The organism is Pseudomonas maumuensis (assembly GCF_019139675.1).
GTDB lineage: Bacteria > Pseudomonadota > Gammaproteobacteria > Pseudomonadales > Pseudomonadaceae > Aquipseudomonas > Aquipseudomonas maumuensis.
The window spans coordinates 1402682-1425003 of sequence record NZ_CP077077.1 but is presented as its reverse complement, the minus strand read 5'-3'; the positions used below and the strand labels follow the sequence as shown (position 1 = coordinate 1425003).

The 22322-nt window shown below is 63.4% G+C and carries 19 protein-coding genes, 2 tRNA genes and 2 pseudogenes; 9 read left to right on the top strand and 14 right to left on the bottom strand.

The window, feature by feature from the left end:
• Positions 1-23 precede the first annotated feature (23 nt).
• Positions 24-359: an ArsR/SmtB family transcription factor gene (locus tag KSS90_RS06615; RefSeq protein WP_046856709.1), complete on the top strand. Its 336-nt coding sequence runs from the start codon at positions 24-26 to the stop codon at positions 357-359.
• 121 nt (positions 360-480) lie between these two features.
• Here KSS90_RS06615 and mqo read toward each other — a convergent pair whose 3' ends face one another.
• From mqo to dapA, 9 genes are all read right to left on the bottom strand, one after another.
• Positions 481-2118, bottom strand: coding sequence for a malate dehydrogenase (quinone) (gene mqo / locus KSS90_RS06610; RefSeq protein ID WP_217868675.1), 1638 nt, complete (start codon positions 2116-2118; stop codon positions 481-483).
• Between the two features lie 327 nt (positions 2119-2445).
• Complete coding sequence (locus tag KSS90_RS06605) at positions 2446-2637, bottom strand: DUF4223 family protein (protein ID WP_023630554.1); 192 nt, start codon at positions 2635-2637, stop codon at positions 2446-2448.
• Between the two features lie 335 nt (positions 2638-2972).
• Positions 2973-3215 (bottom strand): hypothetical protein, encoded by a 243-nt coding sequence (locus KSS90_RS06600; RefSeq protein WP_217868673.1) that lies wholly within the window; start codon positions 3213-3215, stop codon positions 2973-2975.
• Between the two features lie 11 nt (positions 3216-3226).
• Positions 3227-3706 (bottom strand): hypothetical protein, encoded by a 480-nt coding sequence (locus KSS90_RS06595; protein ID WP_028692998.1) that lies wholly within the window; start codon positions 3704-3706, stop codon positions 3227-3229.
• A 227-nt stretch (positions 3707-3933) separates the two neighbouring features.
• Positions 3934-4023 (bottom strand) — tRNA-Ser (locus tag KSS90_RS06590).
• Positions 4024-4114: 91 nt separating this feature from the next.
• Positions 4115-4825 carry a phosphoribosylaminoimidazolesuccinocarboxamide synthase gene (purC, locus tag KSS90_RS06585; protein WP_016392503.1) on the bottom strand — a complete coding sequence of 237 codons (711 nt, stop codon included), beginning with the start codon at positions 4823-4825 and terminating at the stop codon, positions 4115-4117.
• Positions 4826-4854: 29 nt separating this feature from the next.
• Positions 4855-5613, bottom strand: coding sequence for an MBL fold metallo-hydrolase (locus KSS90_RS06580; RefSeq protein ID WP_046856745.1), 759 nt, complete (start codon positions 5611-5613; stop codon positions 4855-4857).
• Entirely contained in the window at positions 5614-6729 is a 1116-nt protein-coding gene (bamC, locus tag KSS90_RS06575; protein ID WP_217868672.1) for an NlpB/DapX family lipoprotein, read from the bottom strand.
• A gap of 17 nt (positions 6730-6746) precedes the next feature.
• Positions 6747-7634: a 4-hydroxy-tetrahydrodipicolinate synthase gene (gene dapA / locus KSS90_RS06570; protein ID WP_217868671.1), complete on the bottom strand. Its 888-nt coding sequence runs from the start codon at positions 7632-7634 to the stop codon at positions 6747-6749.
• Between the two features lie 260 nt (positions 7635-7894).
• Here dapA and KSS90_RS06565 point away from each other — a divergent pair, with 260 nt between their 5' ends.
• Together KSS90_RS06565 and KSS90_RS06560 are read left to right on the top strand one after the other, a co-directional pair.
• Entirely contained in the window at positions 7895-8455 is a 561-nt protein-coding gene (locus KSS90_RS06565; protein WP_038705592.1) for a glycine cleavage system transcriptional repressor, read from the top strand.
• A 10-nt stretch (positions 8456-8465) separates the two neighbouring features.
• On the top strand, positions 8466-8939 hold the full coding sequence (locus KSS90_RS06560) for a peroxiredoxin (protein ID WP_023630922.1): 474 nt from the start codon (positions 8466-8468) through the stop codon (positions 8937-8939).
• Between the two features lie 32 nt (positions 8940-8971).
• On the opposite strand, the gene KSS90_RS06555 is transcribed toward KSS90_RS06560, so the two are convergent.
• Entirely contained in the window at positions 8972-10042 is a 1071-nt protein-coding gene (locus KSS90_RS06555) for an AI-2E family transporter (RefSeq protein ID WP_023630921.1), read from the bottom strand.
• A gap of 21 nt (positions 10043-10063) precedes the next feature.
• Positions 10064-10303: a sulfurtransferase TusA family protein gene (locus KSS90_RS06550; RefSeq protein ID WP_023630920.1), complete on the bottom strand. Its 240-nt coding sequence runs from the start codon at positions 10301-10303 to the stop codon at positions 10064-10066.
• A 106-nt stretch (positions 10304-10409) separates the two neighbouring features.
• Here KSS90_RS06550 and KSS90_RS06545 point away from each other — a divergent pair, with 106 nt between their 5' ends.
• Positions 10410-11846 (top strand): M48 family metalloprotease, encoded by a 1437-nt coding sequence (locus tag KSS90_RS06545; RefSeq protein ID WP_217868670.1) that lies wholly within the window; start codon positions 10410-10412, stop codon positions 11844-11846.
• 112 nt (positions 11847-11958) lie between these two features.
• On the opposite strand, the gene nadA is transcribed toward KSS90_RS06545, so the two are convergent.
• Entirely contained in the window at positions 11959-13017 is a 1059-nt protein-coding gene (gene nadA, locus KSS90_RS06540) for a quinolinate synthase NadA (RefSeq protein ID WP_046856750.1), read from the bottom strand.
• A 231-nt stretch (positions 13018-13248) separates the two neighbouring features.
• Complete coding sequence (locus KSS90_RS06535; protein WP_217868668.1) at positions 13249-14760, bottom strand: YdgA family protein; 1512 nt, start codon at positions 14758-14760, stop codon at positions 13249-13251.
• A 416-nt stretch (positions 14761-15176) separates the two neighbouring features.
• Between KSS90_RS06535 and KSS90_RS06530 the strand changes: the two genes are divergently transcribed.
• The 5 genes and pseudogenes from KSS90_RS06530 to KSS90_RS06515 all read left to right on the top strand — a co-directional run bounded on the left by KSS90_RS06530 (position 15177) and on the right by KSS90_RS06515 (position 22143).
• Positions 15177-16529, top strand: coding sequence for an APC family permease (locus KSS90_RS06530; protein WP_217868666.1), 1353 nt, complete (start codon positions 15177-15179; stop codon positions 16527-16529).
• Between the two features lie 56 nt (positions 16530-16585).
• A pseudogene (locus tag KSS90_RS25840) lies at positions 16586-17854 on the top strand (methyl-accepting chemotaxis protein); the annotation flags it as partial.
• 102 nt (positions 17855-17956) lie between these two features.
• On the top strand, positions 17957-18712 hold the full coding sequence (locus KSS90_RS25835) for a methyl-accepting chemotaxis protein (RefSeq protein ID WP_371926761.1): 756 nt from the start codon (positions 17957-17959) through the stop codon (positions 18710-18712).
• A 539-nt stretch (positions 18713-19251) separates the two neighbouring features.
• A pseudogene (locus KSS90_RS06520) lies at positions 19252-20803 on the top strand (amino acid permease).
• Positions 20804-20856: 53 nt separating this feature from the next.
• Positions 20857-22143 carry an NAD(P)/FAD-dependent oxidoreductase gene (locus tag KSS90_RS06515; RefSeq protein WP_217868663.1) on the top strand — a complete coding sequence of 429 codons (1287 nt, stop codon included), beginning with the start codon at positions 20857-20859 and terminating at the stop codon, positions 22141-22143.
• A 71-nt stretch (positions 22144-22214) separates the two neighbouring features.
• Here the strand turns inward: KSS90_RS06515 and KSS90_RS06510 are convergent.
• Positions 22215-22290 (bottom strand) — tRNA-Lys (locus tag KSS90_RS06510).
• Between the last annotated feature and the right edge of the window lie 32 nt (positions 22291-22322).

The following is a 22322-nucleotide window of genomic DNA, read 5'->3' as shown; positions in this document are numbered from 1 at the left end:
GATTGTTCGATCATATTCGAACTATGGCAATTTGTGAAACCCCCGTTATCATGTCGACCATGCGAGCCTATACCCACCCCAACCCTGAAGACCTGACGCTGGAGCGCCTGCTCTATGCCCTGAGCGACCCTGTGCGCATGGATATCGTGAGGCGCCTGGCGGGTGTCGCCGAAGCCAGCTGCGGCGAGCTGGACGGCGGCCGGCCCAAGTCGAGCATGTCCCACCACTTCCGTGTACTGCGTGACTCGGGGCTGGTGTACACCCGCAATGTCGGTACCACGCACATGAACTCGTTGCGCAGCGATGAGCTCGAAAGCCGTTTTCCAGGGTTGCTGGGCAGCATTCTCGAGCAGCGTTGAACCCCGGCCTGCCAGCGGCGAGAGCCGTTTCCATCGATAGTCCAGGCACAAAAAAACCACGAGGCCGCCAGGGGCGATCCTCGTGGTTGGTGTTGCCGGGCAAGCCCGGCAACCATGGGCCTTACAGCGCCATGTCGTTCGCAGGCTTGCTCTCGACCGGTGCGCCTGGGGCGGCGCTGGTCTTGACGCTCTGATCGAGCACCGGCGGCTTCTCCAGCTGCAGCACTTCGGCGGTGTAGTCCCACTCTTTCTGAGTGGCGGCGGCCGATGCGTTCAGCTTGGTACCGTAGCTCGGCACGATCTCCTTGATCTTGGCCTGCCACTCAGGGGTGGCGACCTTCTCCTTGAACACGGTTTCGAGCACGTTGAGCATGATCGGCGCGGCGGTCGAGGCACCTGGCGAGGCGCCCAGCAGGCCGGCGATGGTACGGTCCTGGGAAGCCACGACCTCGGTGCCCAGCTTCAGCACGCCGCCCTTCTCTTCGTCACGCTTGATGATCTGCACGCGCTGACCGGCCTGCCACAGCTTCCAGTCTTCCTTCTTGGCGTTCGGGAAGTAGGTCTGCAGGGCGGCGAAACGGTCGTCGTCGGACTGCATCAGCTGGCCGGCGAGGTACTCGACCAACGGGTACTGGTCGATGCCGACGCGGGCCATCGGCCAGACGTTGTGGGTGGTGGTGCTGCTCAGCAGGTCCAGGTACGAGCCGTTCTTCAGGAACTTGGTCGAGAAGGTGGCGAATGGCCCGAACAGGATCACACGCTTGCCGTCCAGCACGCGGGTGTCCAGGTGCGGTACCGACATGGGTGGCGCGCCGGTCGAGGCGATGCCGTAGGCCTTGGCCATGTGCTGCATGGCAACGGTCGGGTTCTCGGTCACCAGGAACGAGCCACCTACCGGGAAGCCTGCGTATTCCTTGGCCTCGGGGATGCCCGACTTCTGCAGCAGCTTCAGCGCGCCGCCGCCGGCACCGATGAACAGGAACTTGGCGTCGGTGGCCGATACGGTACCGTCCTTCAGGTTCTTGTACTCGACGTGCCAGGAGCCGTCTTCGTTGCGGGTGATGTCCTGCACTTCGGTGGAGAGCTTCAGGTCGAAGTTCTCTTTGGTCTGCAGGCTGCCAACGAACTGGCGGGTGATCTCGCCGAAGTTGACGTCGGTGCCGATCGGAGTCCAGGTGACCGCCAGCTTCTGGTTCGGGTCACGGCCTTCCATCATCAGCGGGACCCACTTGGCGATCTGCGCGTGGTCCTCGGAATACTGCATCGGGCGGAACAGCGGGCTGGCCTGCAGGGCGTCGTAGCGCTTCTTCAGGAACTTGATGTTGTCATCGCCCCAGACGAAGCTCATGTGCGGGGTGGTGTTGATGAACGAGTGCGGGTTCTTCAGCACGCCCTGGCGTACCTGCCAGGCCCAGAACTGGCGGGAGATCTGGAACGACTCGTTGATCTCGATGGCCTTGGTGATGTTGACGTTGCCGTCTTTGTCTTCCGGGGTGTAGTTCAGCTCGGCCAGCGCGGAGTGGCCAGTACCGGCGTTGTTCCAGCCGTTGGAGCTTTCTTCGGCGACGCCGTCCAGGCGCTCGACCATCTCCATCGACCAGCTTGGCTCCAGCTCGTTGAGCCAGACAGCCAGGGTGGAGCTCATGATGCCGCCGCCAACCAGCAGCACGTCGACTTTCTTGGTGTCGGCAGCGTGCGCTTGCATGAAGCTCGCCGCGACAGCCAGACCCAGCAAGGTCTTGCCAGCTTTCTTGAACATTGATCGATTCCAGTCAGTAGAACGGAGGGTGGGCCTGTGGCTGGCCCAGGTATTCCATGTTCTTCAGCGCAGGCTTGTTGTGATCATTGTTCAGCAGCCAGAGAGACATTGGACGCGCCAGCCTTTGGTCGGATTGACCGACAAGGCTGAAACGATTTACGGATTGTAACCGAATTGCCAGCACAAACAAACGCGGGCCGGGGCGTCAAGACGACAGGTTGCCACGCGACAAGCTACCACGCCCCGGAAAACAAAAACCCCCGGCCACATCCATGGTCGGGGGTCTTGGATCAGGCCGTGAACGGCCGGATCAGGGTAATCCCAAGATTACTGCTGCTGAGGCAGTTTATCGATCGGGCCGCAGCCGCCGATGATCTTGGAGATGGAAACCGATGGGTGGAACAGGTAGTCGTACGAGCAGTTCTTAGGCTGGTTGTAGACCTGGCCGGTGCAGCCGGACAGCAGGGCAACGCCCGAAACGACAGCAACAGCGACAGTAGCTTTGATCAGCTTTTTCATAAAAATCCTTTAGTCCATGATCCACCATCAAACGGATGGCGCGCGGATCATACGGGAAATAGGCGTGAGAATGAAAGGCGTTAGTACAGGCGCACTAGTTGTGCTGGGGATAACTAACAAGTTGCTCCCCAATAACTAAGTGTATTGAACCGGCTGCTAAATCGTTACAGGCACCTCTGATCCGCATGGATCGACACAACCTACCCGTACAGCCACCTCGCAGAACCTGCCGCGCATTGAAAGGCCTTAAAGCACGACACGAATCGGTGGCAGCGGAACTACAGTCACAAACTGCCCCGCTGCACGATGCAAAAAGCCAAGATGCGGACAAAGCATCAGCCAATCTGCTCGAATCGTCGCCGCCTCACGAACAGGCCCACACCCAACCCCGTAGCAAGGACCGACAGCAATCCCAGGTCCAATCCGAACAAACGGGCCCGGCTGACAACGACGCAACCACCAACACCGAGCACTACCAGCGCCACCCCGAGCCACTTGCGCAGCGGGTAAGGCCTGAGGAACCGGTCCAGCAGCCCATAAAGCACCAGGGCGATGACCGCATAAGTAATTTCGGACACAGGCGCCTCCCTCAGGTCTTGATGATCAGGGTCGAAGTGGAGTGCTGCGGACCGATGCCGCCATTGACCTGCGCCTCGATGCTGACCAACACATCGCCGGCATGGTAGGTGGGCAGGACATCATTGGCATAGGCACGTACCCCAGCGCCCACCGGCACGCCAACATACGGCGATGCTACAGAACTGGCGGCGGCGGCAAACGCCGAGGCGGCAAGGTTGGCGACCTTGGTGCGCTGGGCATTGAGGGTATCGCCCTGCTGCCGGGTCAGCGGTTTGGAGATGCCGATCTTCATCACACACGGCAGCCCTTTGGCCAGCATCCTGTCATACGTCTCGACGACCTTGCTGTTGACCTCGTAGTGGGCACTTTTAGCTTCGCCGAAATGCAGCTCGCGCAAACGCCCACGCTCACTGTCGGTCAGGGTGATCTGCGAGACGTTGAAGACGATCCCGTGATTGCCCATGTATTGGAAAGTCCCTTCGAACTTCATTGCACGCATCCTTACGAAAACAAAGGGCGCGATTCTCTACGAGAGCAGTGCCGCTGCAAATCGTGGCAGGTTGCCAGCAAGCGCCGCAGGCTAGCGATTGCCCTGCTGTCTGTATTCCTTTTCCAGGAACGCGGACCCGATGCTGACGCACGCTATCAGCGAGTCGCCGCAAAAACACAGGCAATGAAAAAAGCCCCGAGACGTTAATCTCGGGGCTTTTTCATGTATGGCGGAGAGATAGGGATTTGAACCCTAGGTACTGTTGCCAGTACAACGGATTTCGAATCCGTCCCGTTCGACCACTCCGGCATCTCTCCAATGGCGCGCATCATACCAGCGATTTCGTTTCTGGCAAACCTTTTTTGAAAAAAATTCGCGTGGTATCAGGCGCTTGCGTGAACGCGCCGCTTACAGCGGCACGCCCAGGCGCTTGGCAACTTCTTCGTAGGCTTCGATCACGTCGCCCAGGCCCTGGCGGAAGCGGTCCTTGTCCATCTTCTTGCGGGTCTCTTTGTCCCACAGGCGGCAGCCGTCCGGGCTGAATTCGTCACCCAGGACGATCTGGCCGTGGAACACGCCGAACTCCAGCTTGAAGTCGACCAGCAGCAGGCCTGCGTCGTCGAACAGCTTGCTCAGCACTTCGTTGACCTTCAACGACAGCTTCTTCATCTCCACCAGTTGCTCGGCGGTGCCCCAGCCGAAGGCGACAACGTGGGATTCGTTGATGAAGGGGTCGCCCTTCTCGTCGTTCTTCAGGAACAGCTCGAAGGTGGACGGCTCCAGCTTGATGCCCTCCTCCACGCCCAGGCGCTTGACCAGGCTACCGGCGGCGTAGTTGCGCACCACGCACTCGACCGGAATCATGTCGAGCTTCTTCACCAGGCACTCGTTGTCGCCCAGCAGCTTGTCGAACTGGGTCGGCACGCCGGCTTCTTCGAGTTTCTGCATGATGAAGGCGTTGAACTTGTTGTTCACCATGCCCTTGCGGTCGAGTTGTTCGATGCGCTTGCCGTCGAACGCCGAGGTGTCGTTACGGAACAGCAGGATCAAGCGGTCGGCGTCGTCGGTCTGGTAAACCGATTTGGCCTTGCCGCGGTAGAGTTCGTCGCGTTTTTCCATGATGGGCTCCGCTTGCTTGAGTAGGTGGGCTAGGCGATTTGGCGCCAGTCGAGCCCTTGATCCTGATTCGCCACCTGGAGCCAGTCCGGGTCGCACCCGAGGGCGTCGACGAAGCACTGGCGGGCCAGATGTGGCAGGTTGTTCTTGCTGCTGAGGTGGGCCAGCACCAGGTGCTGCAGGTTCTGCCAGCCCAACTCGGCCACCAGGCTCGCGGCCTGGTGGTTGTTCAAATGTCCCTGGCTGCCGCCGACCCGCAGCTTGAGAAAGCGCGGGTAATGCCCACGGGCCAGCAGGTCGCGGCAATGGTTGGCTTCGATCAGCAGGGCATCGAGCCCCTGATAGCGCTCCAACAACTGCGCGTCGTAGCTGCCCAGGTCGGTGAGCATGCCGAAGCGGCGGCGACCGTCGCTGATCACGTACTGCAACGGCTCGTAGGCATCATGCTCGACCCGTGCCGCGCTGACCTGCAGATCGCCGATCTGCACGACATCGCCGCAACCGAGAAAACCGGCCACCTCCACCGGCTTGCGCATGCCGCGCAAGGTACCCTGGCTGAGGTAGACCGGTACATTGTAGCGCCGTGACAGCAACCCCACGCCATGCACGTGGTCGGCATGTTCATGGGTCACCAGCACTGCGCTCAACTGCGTGGCCGAAACCCCGAGCAGCGCCAGGCGCCGCTCGGTCTCGCGCAGGGAAAAGCCGCAGTCGACCAGGATGACCGTGTCACCACTGGCGATGAGCGTGCCGTTTCCCTGGCTACCGCTTCCCAGAACCGCGAAGCGCACTTAGCCCAGGTGGTCCTGGATCGCGCTCAGCACGCGGCGGGCGACATCGGCCGGGGCCACGGTGTTGATGTTTTTCTCGACGGTCACCTGGACGTTTTCACCCACCTTGCTCAGGCGTACCTGATAACGCTCGGCGCGGGCCTCACGCTCTTCCTTGCTCGGCTCGCTGCCGAACAGGCGGCTGAAGAAGCCAGGCTCCTTCTGCTTGTCGTCGGGCTTCTCGGAGAGGTTGATGTAGTACAGGCCCAGGCTGCGGTTGATGTCCTCGACACGCCACTCACCCTGCTCCAAAGCGCGGCCGACGCCGGACCAGGCGCGGTCCAGGTCGGAACCCAGGAACAGCACCGGGTTGCCGCTGCCGTCCTCGCTCAGGCTGACCTGGCTCGGGGCATCGAAGTCGCGCGCGGCCAGCAGCGAGACCGACCCGCCCTTCTCGGCGCTGCGGTTCATGCTGGCGAGCATTTCGTCGACCAGCAGGGCGTCGGTGCCGGTGTTGCTGGAGGCGGACGGGAAATCAGGCTCGGCAGTGCTGCCGGCTGGACGCTCGACGCTGACCACATACACCTCGGAGGTGTTGCGCTGCACGCCGGGCTCCATGCGCACCCGCACACGGACTTCGCTGTCCGCGCTGCTGGAGGTGCTGGCCAGGCGCTGGCCGAGGGAAGCCGACAGTTCGTCGAAGCGCTGCCAGGTGGTGTTGAATTCGCCGGTCTGCGGGCGCTCTTCAGCGATGCGGAAACCGTTGTCCTCGAAGAACTGGCGGGTCACCGGCCAGACTTCAGCGGGCGAGCGCTGGGCCAGCACCCAACGGCTGTTGCCGCTGCGCTGCAGGCTGAAATCGCTGATGTCGGCGGTGGCCGACAGCGGCTGTGGACGGGGCACCTCGAACTCGCCAGTGGCGCGATCGTCGGCCACGTTGCGCGGGATCGGCAGCAGCGGATCCAGGCGCTTGACGTTGCTGGCGTCCGGCGGCAGCTGCATCGGCGCGGTAGGCTGCGCCTGCAGGTAGTCGCTGCCACGGTCGCGGAAATAGCCATCCTCGCCCCACAGCCAACCGCACCCACTGGTGCTGGAAATGATCAGGGCGAGAGCGGAAAGACCAGCCAGTCGCTTCATGCGGTGTACTTCCTCGATTAAACCAGTACGCCGGACTGGCGCAAGGCAGTACGGACTTTTTCGTGACAGCCTTCGCTCAGCCAGGTCAGCGGCAGGCGGATACCTTGTTGCATCAGGCCCATTTCAACCAGCGCCCATTTCACCGGGATCGGGTTGGCTTCGCAGAACAGGTCCTTGTGCAGCGGCATGAGTTTTTCGTTGATTGCACGGGCCTTCTCGGCATTGCCCTCAAGGGCGGCCTCGCACAGGTCGGCCATTTCGCGCGGGGCGACGTTGGCGGTGACGGAGATGTTGCCCTTGCCGCCCATCAGGATCAGCTCGACGGCGGTCGGATCGTCGCCGGACAGGACGATGAAGTCCTTGTCGACGCCGTCCAGGATGGCCTTGGCACGGACCAGGTCGCCGGTGGCTTCCTTGATGCCGATGATGTTCTTGACCTTCGACAGGCGGATCACGGTGTCGGCCTGCATGTCGCAGGAGGTGCGGCCGGGCACGTTGTACAGGATCTGCGGGATGTCGACGGCTTCGGCGATGTGCTTGAAGTGCTGGTACAGGCCTTCCTGGGTCGGCTTGTTGTAGTAAGGCACGACGAGCAGGCAGGCGTCGGCGCCGGCATTCTTGGCGTTCTGGGTCAGGTGCACGGCTTCGGCAGTGGAGTTGGCACCGGTACCGGCAATTACCGGGATCCGCTTCTTGCTGTGCTTGACGCGCTCGACCACGTGCTTGATGACCAGGATGTGCTCTTCGACGTCCAGGGTGGCGGACTCGCCGGTGGTGCCGACAGCTACGATCGCGTGGGTGCCGTTTTCCAGGTGGAAGTCTACAAGTTTGTCGAGGCTGTCCCAGTCCAGACGCCCTTGTGCATCCATGGGTGTGACCAACGCCACCATACTGCCCGCAATCATGTAATTGCTCCTGCCGGAAAAAGAGAGCGGTAATGGTACTGGCGCCATCGGCCTTGCACAAGCGAAGCAGGCGGGCGGAGCATTCCCCTTCGCGCCGCTTTTCGCTACCCTTGATCCTTTGATCGATACAGCGCGGCCCGTCGGGCCGTCGACAGTGCGCCTCGCCTGCGTCCACAGCCGCCCAAACCGGCCGGGGCCCTGCTGGAAAAGGAGGCTTGCCCCCGTCCTGTACCGACCGCTCATCGCTTTAGGAATGCTGCATGTCCACCCCCACCGTTCGCGAACAATTCCTCGTCATCAGCGCCCTGGGCCCCAACCCCATGGAGCTGGCCAACGTCCTCAGCCGCGCGGCCTTCGACAATCGCTGCGCGGTGGTCACCTCGCGCCTGTCGCGCCACGGCGAAACCAGCGCCCTGGTGCTGCAGGTCGGCGGCAGCTGGGATGCCCTGGCCCGCCTCGAGGCCACCCTGCCGGGCCTGGGCAAGAAGCACGGCCTGACGCTGGACGTGGTCCGCAGCGCCGACCAGGAGGTGCGCCCGCAGGCCCTGCCTTACGTGGCCTACGTCAGCGCCGCCTATCGCCCGGACATCATCAACGAGCTGTGCCAGTTCTTCCTCGACCACCGCGTCGAGCTCGAAGCGATGACCTGCGACACCTACCTCGCCCCGCAGACCGGCAGCAGCATGCTCAACGCCCAGTTCACCGTGATCCTGCCGGCCGGCACCCAGATCAGCTGGCTGCGCGACCAGTTCCTCGACTTCGCCGATGCGCTGAACCTGGACGCGCTGATCGAACCGTGGCGCCCACAGAACCCTGTCTAAGGAAGCACCCATGGCCGTAGCAATCGACCAACCCGTCGCCGATTTCCAGGTCCAGGCCACCAGTGGCCAGACCGTCAGCCTGGCTGAACTGAAAGGCCAGCAAGTGGTGCTGTACTTCTACCCCAAGGACAGCACTCCGGGCTGCACTACCGAAGGCCAGGGTTTCCGCGACCAGCACGCGGCGTTCCAGGCCGCCAACACCGTGGTGTTCGGCGTTTCGCGCGACGGCATCAAGTCGCATGAGAACTTCAAGGCCAAGCAGGCCTTCCCCTTCGAGCTGATCAGCGACAAGGACGAGGCGCTGTGCCAGCTGTTCGACGTGATCAAGCTGAAGAAGCTGTATGGCAAGGAGTACCTGGGCGTGGACCGCAGCACCTTCCTGATCGACAAGGACGGTGTGCTGCGCCAGGAATGGCGTGGGGTGAAGGTACCCGGGCATGTGGATGCGGTACTGGCTGCGGCCGAGGCCTTGAACAAGGCTTAAGGACGCATGGGGCTGCTGCGTAGCCCCAACAATTACAGCATCGGCGCCACAGACGTTTCCTGCCTCGGCCAGGCATCCAGCACCGCCTTGAACAGCGTCGCCAGCGGGATTGCGAAGAAGATCCCCCAGAACCCCCACAGCCCGCCGAACAGCAGCACCGCACAGATGATCGCCACCGGGTGCAGGCTCACCGCCTCGGAGAACAGCAGCGGCACCAGCACGTTGCCATCGAGCGCCTGGATGATCGCGTACACCGCCATCAGGTAGATGAACTGGTCGCCCCAGCCCCACTGGAACAGCGCGATCAGGGTCACCGGCACCGTCACCACCACCGCGCCGACATACGGCACCACCACCGACAGCCCCACCAGCAGCGCCAGCAAGGCGGCATAGTTGAGGCCCAGGCTGATGAAGGCGATATAGGTGGCAATCCCGCAGATCAGGATCTCGATGCCCTTGCCGCGGATATAGTTGGCGATCTGCCGGTTCATCTCGTCGCCCACCCGGTTGAGCAACGTGCGCTCACGCGGCAGGTAGCCACTGACCCAGCGCCCGATCAGCTCGCGATCCTTGAGGAAGAAGAACACCAAAATCGGCACCAGTACCAGGTAGATCATGGCATTGACCAGCAACGGCAGGCTCGACAAGGAGAAGGTCAACGCCCACTGGCCGAACTTGCCGATTTCACCGCGCACCGACTCGATGGCACGCAGCACCTGCTCGTCCGACACCAGGTGCGGATAGCGTTCGGGCAACAGCAGCAACAGCGACTGCCACTTGCCGAGCATGCCGGGTAGTTCGTTGAACAAGGTGATCAGCTGATGCCAGAGCAGCGGCACCAGCACCAGCATGAACACCGCCAGCGCGCCCATGAACAGTGCGAACACCAGCCAGACGGCCAGCCGCGTCGGCACCTTCAAGCGCTCCAGGGCATTGACCAGCCCCTGCATGAGAAACGCCAGGACCATGCCCGCCAGCACCGGCGCGAGCATGCCGCCCAGGGTCAGCACCACGGTGAAGGCCAGGAACAGCAGGACCGCCAGCACCACTGCCTCCTCGTCGGAGAAGTAGCGCTGCATCCAGTCGCGAAGCACTTTGAACATTGACGATCCTAATTAAGGGAATCAGGCCTTGCGCAGCCAATAGGTGTAGACCCCGGCCTCGGCCGTTTCATGCAGCAGCGTATGACCGGCCAATTGGGCGAACGTGCGGAAATCGCGCTGGGAACCGGCGTCGGTGGCGAGCACCTTGAGCACCGCGCCGCTGGCCAGGCGATTGAGCTCCATCTTCGCCTTGAGCAGCGGCAATGGACAGTTGAGACCGCTGGCATCGAGCTCGGCGTCACAAGTCGGGGTGTCACTCATCGGGCAGCGCTCCAGGACCGCATGGGGAAGGCCGCTAGGATACCGCCACTGGTCGGCATCGCGCGACCCGGCTACAGTAAGGCTTTTGACCGACGCGAGCTTGTGCATGAATCTACTGCGCCCCACGCTGTTGACGCTGGCCTGCCTGATGGCCCTGCCTGGCCACGCCGACGACCTGCCGTCACTGGGCGACGCCAGCTCCGCGATCGTCTCGCCGCAACAGGAACACCAGCTCGGCCGCGCCTGGCTGAGCCTGTTGCGCGGCCAGGTGAACCAGCTCAACGACCCGCAGCTCAAGGACTTCGTCGAGACCAGCGTGTACAAGCTGGCCGAGACCAGCCAGCTGCAGGACCGGCGCCTGGAGTTCATCCTTATCGACAGCAAGGAACTCAACGCATTTGCCGCGCCCGGTGGCATCGTCGGGGTCAACGGCGGCCTGTTCCTCAATGCCCAGACCGAAGGCGAGTACGCCTCGGTGCTGGCCCACGAACTGGCGCACTTGTCGCAACGCCACTTCGCCCGCGGTGTCGAGGCCCAGCAACGCATGCAGCTGCCGATGATGGCGGCCTTGCTGGCCGGTATCGTGCTGGCGGCGGGCGGCGGCGGCGATGCCGGCATTGGCGTGATCGCCGGCACCCAGGCCGCGGCAATCCAGGAACAGCGGCGCTTTTCCCGGCAGAACGAACAGGAAGCCGACCGTTTCGGCATCCTCAACCTGGAAAAGGCCGGCTACGATCCGCGCAACATGCCCAGCATGTTCGAGCGCCTGGCCCGCCAGTATCGCTACGATGCCAAGCCGCCGGAGTTCCTGCTGACCCACCCGGTCACCGAATCGCGTATCGCCGACACCCGCAACCGCGCCGAACAGGCGCCCAAGGGCGGCGTGGAGGACAGCCTGCGCTACCAGTTGATCCGCGCCCGCGTGCAGCTCACCTACGAAGGCACGCCGGGCATGGCCGCCAAGCGTTTCCGCGCCCAGCTCGACGAAACCCCGAACATGGATGCCGCCCGCTACGGCCTGGCCCTGGCGCAGATCAAGGGCGGCCAGCTCAACGAGGCGCGGGAGAACCTCAAGCCACTGCTGGCCAAGGCGCCCAACGACATCACCTACAACCTGGCGCAGATCGACCTGGACATCACCAACAACCGCCTGGCCGACGCCCAGCAGCGCGCCCAGCGCATGCAGGCGCTGTACCCGGGCAACTACCCGTTGAAACAGGTGCGCGCCGACCTGCTGGTCAAGCAGAACAAGCCGGCCGAAGCGGAAAAGGTGCTGGATGACCTGGTGAAGAGCCGCCCGGATGACCCGGACGTATGGTACGACGTCGCCGAAGTGCGCGGGCTGTCGGGCAACACCATCGGCCTGCACCGCGCGCGCGCCGAATACTTCACCCTGGTCGGTGACTTCGACCAGGCGATCCAGCAGCTCGACTACGCCAAGCGCCGCTCGGGCAGCAACTTCCCGCTGGCTTCGCAGATCGACCAGCGCCAGCGCGAGATCATGGAGCAGCAGCGCATGGTCAAGGAGATGATGGGGCGCTGATACACAGCCAGAAACCATCGCGGGGCAAGCCCGCTCCCACGCCAGAAATCACTGTGGCGTGAGAGCGGCGATGCGGCGACCCGACTTGCCCCGCGATGATTTGGGCAACCGGTCAGGCGTTACCGGACAACTTCAACCGCGCCGCCTGGGTGAAGTCGAGCATGCGGTTCAACGGCTTGATCGCCTTGGGGATCAGCGCCGGCTCGACGAAGATCTCGTTGCTGCCATTGCGCAGACAGTCCAGCACCCGCTCCAGGGTGTTCATGGCCATCCACGGGCAGTGCGCGCAGCTGCGGCAGGCCGCGCCGTTGCCAGCGGTCGGCGCCTCGACGAATTCCTTGTCCGGGCACAGCTGCTGCATCTTGTAGAAGATGCCGCGGTCGGTGGCGACGATGAAGGTCTTGTTCGGCAGGGTCTGCGCCGCCTTGATCAGCTGGCTGGTGGAACCTACCGCGTCGGCCAGTTCGATCACCGCTTCCGGAGACTCCGGGTGCACCAGGATCGCGGCGTCCGGGTACAGCGCCTTCATGTCGGCCAACTGGCGCGACTTGAATTCCTCGTGAACGATGCAGGCGCCATCCCACAGCAACATGTCGGCACCGGTCTGCTTCTGGATGTAGCGGCCCAGGTGCTGGTCCGGACCCCAGATGATGGTCTCGCCGTTGTCCATCAGGCTTTCGACGATTTCCAGCGCGCAGCTGGAGGTCACCACCCAGTCGGCACGGGCTTTCACCGCGGCGGAGGTGTTGGCGTAGACCACCACGGTGCGCTCGGGATGCTGGTCGCAGAAGTCCGAGAACTCCTTGACCGGGCAACCCAGGTCGAGGGAGCAGGTCGCCTCCAGGGTCGGCATCAGCACGCGCTTTTCCGGGGTGAGGATCTTCGCCGTCTCGCCCATGAAGCGCACCCCCGCCACCACCACGGTCTCGGCGGGGTGATTCTTGCCGAAGCGCGCCATTTCCAGCGAGTCGGACACGCAGCCGCCGGTTTCCTCGGCCAGGGCCTGGATCACCGGATCGCAATAGTAGTGGGCCACCAGCACGGCGTTCTGCTTCTTCAGCTCGGCAGCGATGGCCGCACGGTAATCGGCCTCCTGCGCGGGCGTCAGCGGGTTGGGCTGCTTGGCATCGAGGTGCGCCTGGACCAACAGGCGTTCGGAAATCTGGGTCATGATCGCTGGACCTGCAGGGCGCTTGAGCGCGTCAGTCGAGTGTATCACCCGGCCCTGGCAGATCGGCTAGCGGTGCCGGACGGCCAGCGTCTCGGCTCCTCTGCGGGCACGGATTCTTATCGGACGCGAAGGCTACAGGCAATCGGAGGGATGCAAAAGGGGTTTTTGCAGGGCACGCACATCGCGGGGCAAGCCCGCTCCCCTGTTGATGAGAGCGGGCCCGCGTGAGAATCAGCCCTGGGGTTGCAGCGCCGCCAGGTGGCCGCTGATCAGCATGGCGAACTCCTCGACGGTCATCTTCTTGCCGTTGAAGTCGACCATGCCATCGGCGTACTGCAGGCTCGATACCACATCGGTGCCCTCTACCGTGGCCATGCCGCTCTGCAGCGCCATCATGCCGAGCATCTCGCCAGCCTGGCTGGACTGCTGGGCGATGGCCTGGGCGTCGGTCTCGCCGTCGAGCAGCGCCTGCAATGTGGCCAGGTCACCGACCATCGGCTTGGAGACACTGAGCTTGGCCTTCAGCTGGGTCAGCAGCTGCTTGCCCAGCTGGTCAGGCGGCAGGTCGAACGAGCTAGGGCTGGCGAAGTCCATCGCCAGGTTGAAGTGGCTCTCGCCATTGGCGGTCTTGAATGCCAGCTTCTCCACCGCCACCTGCGGCTTGGCCACCAGCAGCTTCTGCAGGTCGCCCTGGACCTTGGCCTGTTCCTCGGGGGTCATTTCCAGCGACGGGGCCTCGCCCTCGGCCGCCGCCTGCTGCATCTGCGGCAGCTGGGTCTGGTACCACTCCATCAGCGCCTGCATGGCAGCGATGTCGATGGACTTCATGGTCAGGACCATTTCCGCGCTGCCAACCTTGCGCCCGGCATAGCTGATGTCGGCAACCTTGTATTCCAGGCGCCCGGCCAGCTTGTCCTTGGCCTCGCCCTCGGCGTTGTACAGGTTGTTCTGCTGCAGCCCCTTGAGCACCAGCACTTCCTGCTTCGGCCCGAAGGTCACCTGGGTGTCGGCCAGGGCCAGGTCGAAGTTGCCGACATAGACCATGTCGTGAGCGGTTTCGTGGAGCTTGCCACCGGCCTTGAAACCGTTGAGCAGGATCTTCACCGGTGCCTGTTGCTCGTCGACGAAGTTCAGCTCCAGGTGCTCGGCATTGCCGTGGATCTCCACCGCCTTGCCGTCGCGGTCACCGCGCAGTTGCAGCTGCAGGCCGGAGAAGTCCAGAACGTTGCCGCCGTCTTCCTTGAGCGTCACCGGCGCCAGGCGGATATCGCTGTCGACGCTGCCGTTGTAGCCCAGGCTGACCTGGGCGGTGACCGGTGCCTTGTCGCCGGCGGCGGTGAACCAGCCCGCGGTGAAGTCATCCTTGTCCAAAGCGCTGTTGCTGGTGGCCATGACCGGCATCAGCTTGAACGCCTTGACCCGCGACCAAGGGAAAGGGCCGTGCTCGATCTGGTCGGTCACGCCAACTTGGAAGTTCAGCGCCTCGGCTTCGCCGAGCTGCACGTTCTCGGCCTTCAGGCGGTAGTGCGCGGTGCTGGTGAAGAAGTGCTGGTCCAGCGAGACCAGCTCGATGGTCATGCTGCCGCCGTTGCCCGCGAGGGCCTTCTTCAGCTCTTCGTTACCGCGGGCAACGGAGCGCTCCAGCTCTGCGGGCAGTTGCTTGCCGGTGTACCAGGCGCCAGCGGTGGTTGCGACGGCGATGGCGACCGCCAGGCCGGAAAGGATGCCTACTGATTTCTTCATGAATAGAACCGATTGCTGTCCATAGGGAGGGCGATTGAGCGGACCACGGAAACGAGGGCGCGCGGGATGACAAGAATACCACTGGCACCCAGCCAGCGCGGTAGTGCGACGGGCATTTCGTGTGTCGACGCATACGCAGACCGGCAAGCGTATTGTCAATTTTTACGAACATCAAAATCGACTTACGATCCGCTCAATCGGCCAATAACAGTGCATAACGGCCAAAAAAACCGATTCACCTTCCATCCAACTGACTACCTGTCATGTTTAACTTGACACCCAAACGACCATCGTTGTTTATTTCGCGCACCCTGCAGCTCCAACATAAAAGGTGAACAACATGGAGCCCTTCCGCTCGACCTTGTCGTGCCCGTCATCCGCCGTGCCCGTTGTTTCGACACAGGAGCAGCGCCCGCATGCAGACTGACCACAGCGCTCCCGGCGATGCCCAGTTCCGCAAGTCCCTGCGCCTCTGGCACGTGGTGATCATCGGCCTGGCCTACCTCACCCCGATGACCGTGTTCGACACCTTCGGCATCGTCTCCGGGATCACTGCCGGGCATGTGCCCAGCGCCTACATCCTGGCCCTTGCCGGCATCCTGTTCACCGCCGTGAGCTATGGCACCCTGGTGCGACGCTTCCCGCAGTCGGGCTCGGCGTACACCTACACCCAGCGCGCCATCAATCCACACGTGGGTTTCCTGGTCGGCTGGTCGTCGCTGCTGGACTACCTGTTGCTGCCCATGGTCAATGCATTGCTGGCCAAGCTCTACCTGTCGGCAATGTTCCCCGAAGTGCCGGCCTGGGTGTGGGTGGTCGGCTTCGTCACCCTGATCAGCCTGATCAACATGCGCAGCATCAACCTGGTGGCGCACTTCAACCTGCTGTTCGTCGCCGTGCAGGTGGCGATCATCTCGGTGTTCATCTACCTCTGCTGGCGCGGCCTGGGCCATGGCGAAGGCCTGGGCACGGCCTGGAGCCTGGTACCGTTCGCCGACGACCAGACCCAGTTCACCGCCCTGGCAGCCGGCGCGACCATCCTGTGCTTCTCGTTCCTGGGCTTCGATGCGGTGACCTGCCTGTCGGAAGAAACCCGCGACCCGGGCAAGACCATCCCCCGGGCGATCTTCCTCACGGCGCTGATCGGCGGCGTGGTGTTCATCGGCGTGTCCTACTTCATCCAGGCCTACTTCCCGACCATGCAGCGCTTCCACGACCAGGAAGCAGCCCTGCCGGAAATCGCCCTGTACGTCGGCGGCAAGCTGTTCCAGTCGGTGTTCATCGCCTGCACGGTGATCAACACCATCGCCTCGGGCCTGGCCTCGCAGACCAGCGTGTCGCGCCTGCTGTACGTGATGGGCCGCGACAACGTGATCCCGGCCGGGGTGTTCGCCCGCCTGCACCCGCGCTACAAGACCCCGGTGCTGAACATCGCCGTGGTCGGCCTGATTTCGCTGTCGGCGATCTTCTTCGACCTGGTCACCGCCACCTCGGTGATCAACTTCGGCGCGCTGGTGGCGTTCAGCTTCGTCAACCTCTCGGTGATCAACCACTGCTATATCCGTGAGAGACAGAACAAGGGCCTGACGAACAACCTCAAGTATCTGGTGGCGCCGACGATAGGCTTCTGCATCATCGTCTCGCTGTGGCTGGACCTGAACGAACACTCCTTGCTGTTCGGCGGTGTCTGGGCCCTGCTTGGCGTGCTCTACCTGGCCTGGCTGACCAAGGCCTTCAGGGTTGCGCCACCGAACTGCATCGCCGAATGACCCCATCGACGCCCGCCTGACCGCGGGCGTTGTGTTTGCCCGAGAAGGAAAAGCCCATGTCGCAGCGCCGTCTCTCCATCCAGTGGAAGATCACCCTGCTCGCCGGCCTGTGCCTGCTGGCCATCGTCGTCTTGCTGGTGGCCACCTCGCTCACCCAGGCCCGGCGCAGCGCCGAGCAGGTGTTCCAGGCCAACACCGAGCTGCTCGACCACAGCGCCCGCCTGCGCCTGCAGGCCCACGGCGAAACCCAGGCCTTGCGCATCCAGCGCTACTTCATGGACGCCTACCAGTACGGCAACGGTTTCGCCCGCCTGGTGCAGGCGCTCAAGGCCCGCGGCGGCGCCGACCTGCGCGGTGAACTCAGCCGCGAAGCCCGCGCCGCACTGGCCGGCAATGCCGACCTGATCGGCCTGTACCTGGTGTTCCAGCCCAACGCCCTGGACCAGCAGGACGCGCGCTTCGTCGGCCAGGCCGACAATGGCAGCAACGACAGCGGGCGTTTCTCGCTGTACTGGTCGCAGCCCGGCACTGGCAGCCTCGAAGTGGAGGCCATGCCCGAGTCGATGCTTGCCGACACCAGCATCGGCGCCAACGGTTCGCCCTACAACCGCTGGCTGACCTGCCCGCTGGAAACCGCCAAGGCCTGCGTGCTCGACCCGTACTTCGACGAAGTCAACGGCCACCAGGTACTGATGACCAGCATCGCCCTGCCGCTGCTGGAAAACGGCAAGGTGGTGGGCGTGGTCGGCCTGGACATCGGCCTGGACAACCTGCAGCAACTGAGCCTGGCCGGCCGCCAGGAACTGTTCGACGGCCAGGGCCAGGTCAGTATCGTCAGCCCTGCGGGCCTGCTCGCCGGCCACAGCCAGGATGCCGGCCAGTTGAGCAAGACCGTGCAACAAGCCTTCGGCGCCAGCGCGGCGGCCCTGGCCGCGCCACTGCGTGCCGGCCAGGCCGTCGAGCGCCTGGACCAAGGCACCATGCGTATTTCCCGACCCTTTGCGCCAATTCCCGGCGCGGCACCGTGGCAGGTGTTGCTCGAACTGCCCGAGCAGGTACTGCAAGCGCCCGCCGTCACCCTCAACCAGCGCCTGGACAGCCAGAACCAGCAGGCCAACCTCGTCAGCCTGCTGATCGGCCTGGGCGCCGCCGTGCTGGGGCTGCTGCTGGTGTGGCTGACCGCCCGCGGCGTGACCCGGCCGATCCTGGCCGTGGCCGCCCGCCTGAAGGACATCGCCAGCGGCGAAGGCGACCTGACCCGGCGCCTGGACTACGCCCGCGACGACGAACTGGGCCAGCTCACCGGTTGGTTCAACCGCTTCCTCGACAAGCTGCAACCAGTGATCGCCCAGCTCAAGGGTTCACTGCAGGAAGCCCGCGGCACTGCCGACCAGTCGGCGCTGATCGCCCGCCAGACCAGCGACGGCATGCAGCAACAGCACCGCGAAATCGAACAGGTGGCCACGGCGGCAAACGAAATGAGCGCCACGGCCCATGACGTTGCCCACAACGCCGCCCAGGCCGCCCAGGCCGCACGCGGTGCCGACCAGGCAACCCGCGATGGCCTGGCGCGGGTGGGCGCCACCCGGGAAGCGATCGCCCAGCTTGCCGGCGGCATGGATGCGGCCATGGATGAAGCCCGCGCCCTGGAAAGCCGTGGCGAACAGATCGGCTCGGTGCTTGAAGTGATCCGCGCCATCGCCGAGCAGACCAACCTGCTGGCCCTCAACGCCGCCATCGAAGCGGCCCGCGCCGGCGAAGCCGGGCGGGGCTTTGCGGTGGTCGCCGACGAAGTACGCAACCTGGCGCAGCGCACCCAGGTGTCGGTCGAGGAGATCCGCCAGGTCATCGAAGGCTTGCAGCAAGGCACCCAGGACGTGGTCGAGGCAATGCAGGCCGGTCAGCGCCAGGCCCAGGACAGTGCCGCGCAGATGGAACAGACCTTGCCGGCGCTGCAGCGTATCGGCGAGGCGGTGACGGTGATCACCGACATGAATCTGCAGATCGCCTCGGCCGCCGAGGAACAGAGCGCAGTGGCCGAAGAGGTGAACCGCAACGTGGCGGGCATCCGCGACGTTACCGAATCGCTGTCGGGGCAGGCCGACGAGTCGGCGCACATCAGCCAGGCACTTAACCGGCTGGCCAACCAGCAGCAGGCCCTGATGGCGCAGTTCCGGGTTTGAATCCGCCCCGGATGAAACAGCAACAGCGGACTGCTCGCCGTGACAAAGGCTGACAACTCACGACAAGGCTGCCCCTTCAGCAACCCTTCCGCCTGAAGGGATACGACACTCTCAAACCGATATCTGGCCACCCCAGGTATCGGTTTTTTTGTTGCATCAATGATGAATAAATTTCCGACATATTGCTTCGTACATTTTAAGGAAAATACAAAACGACCATTCCCCACTTCACAATGACGTCGATGCATATCAGTAAATATGGGCAATCCAGATGAATGCATGCAAATATCAACGTTGGCACACGATCAAAACGACGAAATCATGCATTCCAAAATGGAATGAATTAACAACTAATTGTCGTTTGTTACGAACACCTTTCAACGCCAATACTGATTTCAATCAATGCAATCGCGACCGCCGCAGCACTGGAGAAGCTGCTGGCCGACCAGCGCCCATCCGCGCCCGTCACCTGCAACAGGAAGTGGTCAGATCACAACAAGAACAACAACTCACCCGAATGCAGATCAAATAGGTTGCCCATGACCCATTCGAACAACAACGGAAGTTTGACTGCCGCAGCCCCGCCTTCCGGACACCTCAAACGCACCCTCACCAGCCGCCACCTGAACATGATCGCCATCGGCGGCTCCATCGGCACCGGCCTGTTCGTTTCCTCCGGCGCCACCATTGCCCAGTCCGGCCCCGGCGGCGCATTGCTGGCCTTCGCGGTGATCGGCCTGATGGTCTACTTCCTGATGACCAGCCTCGGCGAAATGGCTGCATGCATGCCGGTCAGCGGCTCGTTCTCCACCTATGCCTCGCGCTACGTCGAAGAAAGCTTCGGCTTCGCCCTGGGCTGGAACTACTGGTACTCCTGGGCCGTGACCATCGCCGTGGATCTGGTGGCCGTACAGATCATCATGCTCTATTGGTTCCCGGACACCCCCGGGGTGATCTGGAGCGCGGCCTTCCTGGTGCTGTTGTTCGCCCTCAACGTCGCCTCGGTGCGTTTCTTCGGCGAGGCGGAGTTCTGGTTCGCCCTGGTCAAGGTCGTGACCATCATCATCTTCATCGCCGTGGGCGTGCTGATGCTGCTGGGCATCCTCGAAGGCGGCCAGGACGGTGGCACCCACCTCTGGCAGATCGGCGACGCGCCCATTGCCGGCGGCCTGCCGGCGCTGATCGGCGTGGCGATGATCGTCGGTTTCTCGTTCCAGGGCACCGAGTTCGTGGGCATCGCCGCTGGCGAAACGGCAAACCCGGGACGCAACATTCCCAAGGCCGTGCGCCAGATCTTCTGGCGCATCCTGCTGTTCTACGTACTCACCATTGTCGTGATCGGCCTGCTGATCCCCTACACCGACCCGCGCCTGCTCAAGGACGGCCTGTCGGACGTCACCATCAGCCCGTTCACCCTGATCTTCACCAAGGCCGACATGCTCGCCGCCGCCGCCGTGATGAACGCGGTGATCCTGACCTCGGTTGTCCGCCGGCAACTCGGGCATGTATGCCTCGTCGCGCATGCTCTACAGCCTGGCGCTGGAGCGCAAGGCGCCGGCCATCTTCGCCCGGGTGACCCGCAGCGGCACGCCGGTCTGGGCGCTGCTGGCCACCGCCGCGGTCGCCGGCCTGTGCCTGCTGAGCTTCCTGTTCAGCCCCGGCAAGCTCTACCTGTGGCTGCTGAACACCTCCGGCATGCTCGGTTTCATCGCCTGGCTGGGCATCGCCATCAGCCATTACCGCTTCCGCCGCGGCTACCTGCTCAATGGCAATGACCTGGCGAAACTGCCGTATGTGTCGAAATACTTCCCGTTCGGTCCGCTGTTCGCCTTCGGCCTGTGCATGGTGGTGATGCTCGGGCAGAACTACCAGGCGTTCATCGGCGGGCAGATCGACTGGATCGGCGCCTTCGCCACCTACGTCGGCCTGGTGCTGTTCGTGGTGGTCTGGTTCGGCCACAAGCTGGTCACAGGCTCCAAGGTGGTGCGCTACAGGGAAATGGACTTCTCCAGTATCGAGCTGCGCAAGGCCGAACGCAGCAAGGCAGAGCCTACAGGCGATGCGCTCGCGGCCAGCCAGCAACCCGCCTGAACACTCCATTGGCGGACCCGCCGCGGTCCGCCCACCACTGCTCCGGGCCCCTGATGAACAGCACCTTCGACTCCTACTACGAAGCCACCGCCAGCAGAACCTTCTACCCTGCCCAGCGTGGGCGCACCGATACCCGCATCTGCATCCTCGGTGGCGGCCTGGCCGGCCTGTCGACCGCGATAGCGCTTGCCGAGCGCGGAGTGACCGATGTGACGCTCCTCGAATCGCAACGTGTCGGCCATGGCGCCTCGGGGCGCAACGGCGGCTTCGTCTTCGGCGGCTACAGCCTCGGCAACGCCGAACTGCTGTCGACTTTAGGCGCCAACGAGGCCCGCAAGCTGTATCGACTGACACTCGACGCCGTCGATCTAATCCGCGAACGCACCCGCCGCTACGCCATCGATTGCGACCTGGTCGACCAGGGCGTGATCCTCGCCAACTGGTTCAACGACCCGTCGCGCCTGGAGAAACCGCGCCAGCTGATGAAGCAGGCCTATGGCGTCGACTGGGAATACATCGCCCCCGGCGAACTGCAGGAACAGCTCAGGACCGAGCGCTATTACGGCGGATTGCTGGAGCGCAACGCATTCCACTTCCATCCGCTCAAGTACGTCTGCGGCATCGCCCAGGCAGCTGCACAGGCCGGAGTGACGATCTACGAACAATCGTCGGTGACAAGTATCGAGAAGAAGGCTGGCGGCTACATCGTGCGCACCAGCCAGGGCGAAGTTCATGCCGAGCACGTGGTGTTTAGCGCAGGTGGCTATGCCCGCGGCGTCTACGCCCCGATCGAACGCGCCGTGCTGCCGATTGCCACCTACGTGGTCACCACTGCGCCACTGGGTACACGCCTGCAGGACGCCATCGACTGCCAGTCGGCCATCTACGACACACGCTTCGCCTTCGATTACTACCGCCCGCTGAAGGACACCCGGATCCTCTGGGGCGGACGCATCTCCATTCTCGATCGCGGGCCACAGGCCATCGCCAGGCTGCTCAAGGCCGACCTGGCGAGCGTCTACCCGCAACTCGAGGACGTGGAGCTGGAATTCTCCTGGGGCGGGCTGATGAGCTACGGACGCCACCAGATGGCGCAGATCGGCCAGGACGACAACGGCATCTGGCACGCGGTCGGTTTCGGTGGCCATGGCATGGCACCGACCACGGTCGCCGGCGAAGTCCTTGCGGACGCCATCGCCCACCGCCTACCGATCTCGAGCGGTTTCAATCGGTTCGGCCTCGACCGCACCTTCGGCCTTGCTGGCCTGGTGGCTGCGCAGGCCACCTACACCGCCTACCAGGCGCGCGATGCCTTGGATGCACGACGACTGAACCGCTGACAGTGGGTCAGGCCACTTTTCGACAGGCATGAAAAAGCCCGCCATGAAGGCGGGCTCTTTCGTACTGCATATGGTGGGTCGTGTAGGATTCGAACCTACGACCAATTGGTTAAAAGCCAACTGCTCTACCAACTGAGCTAACGACCCGTTGGATGGCGCGTATATTACTGATTTCTCAG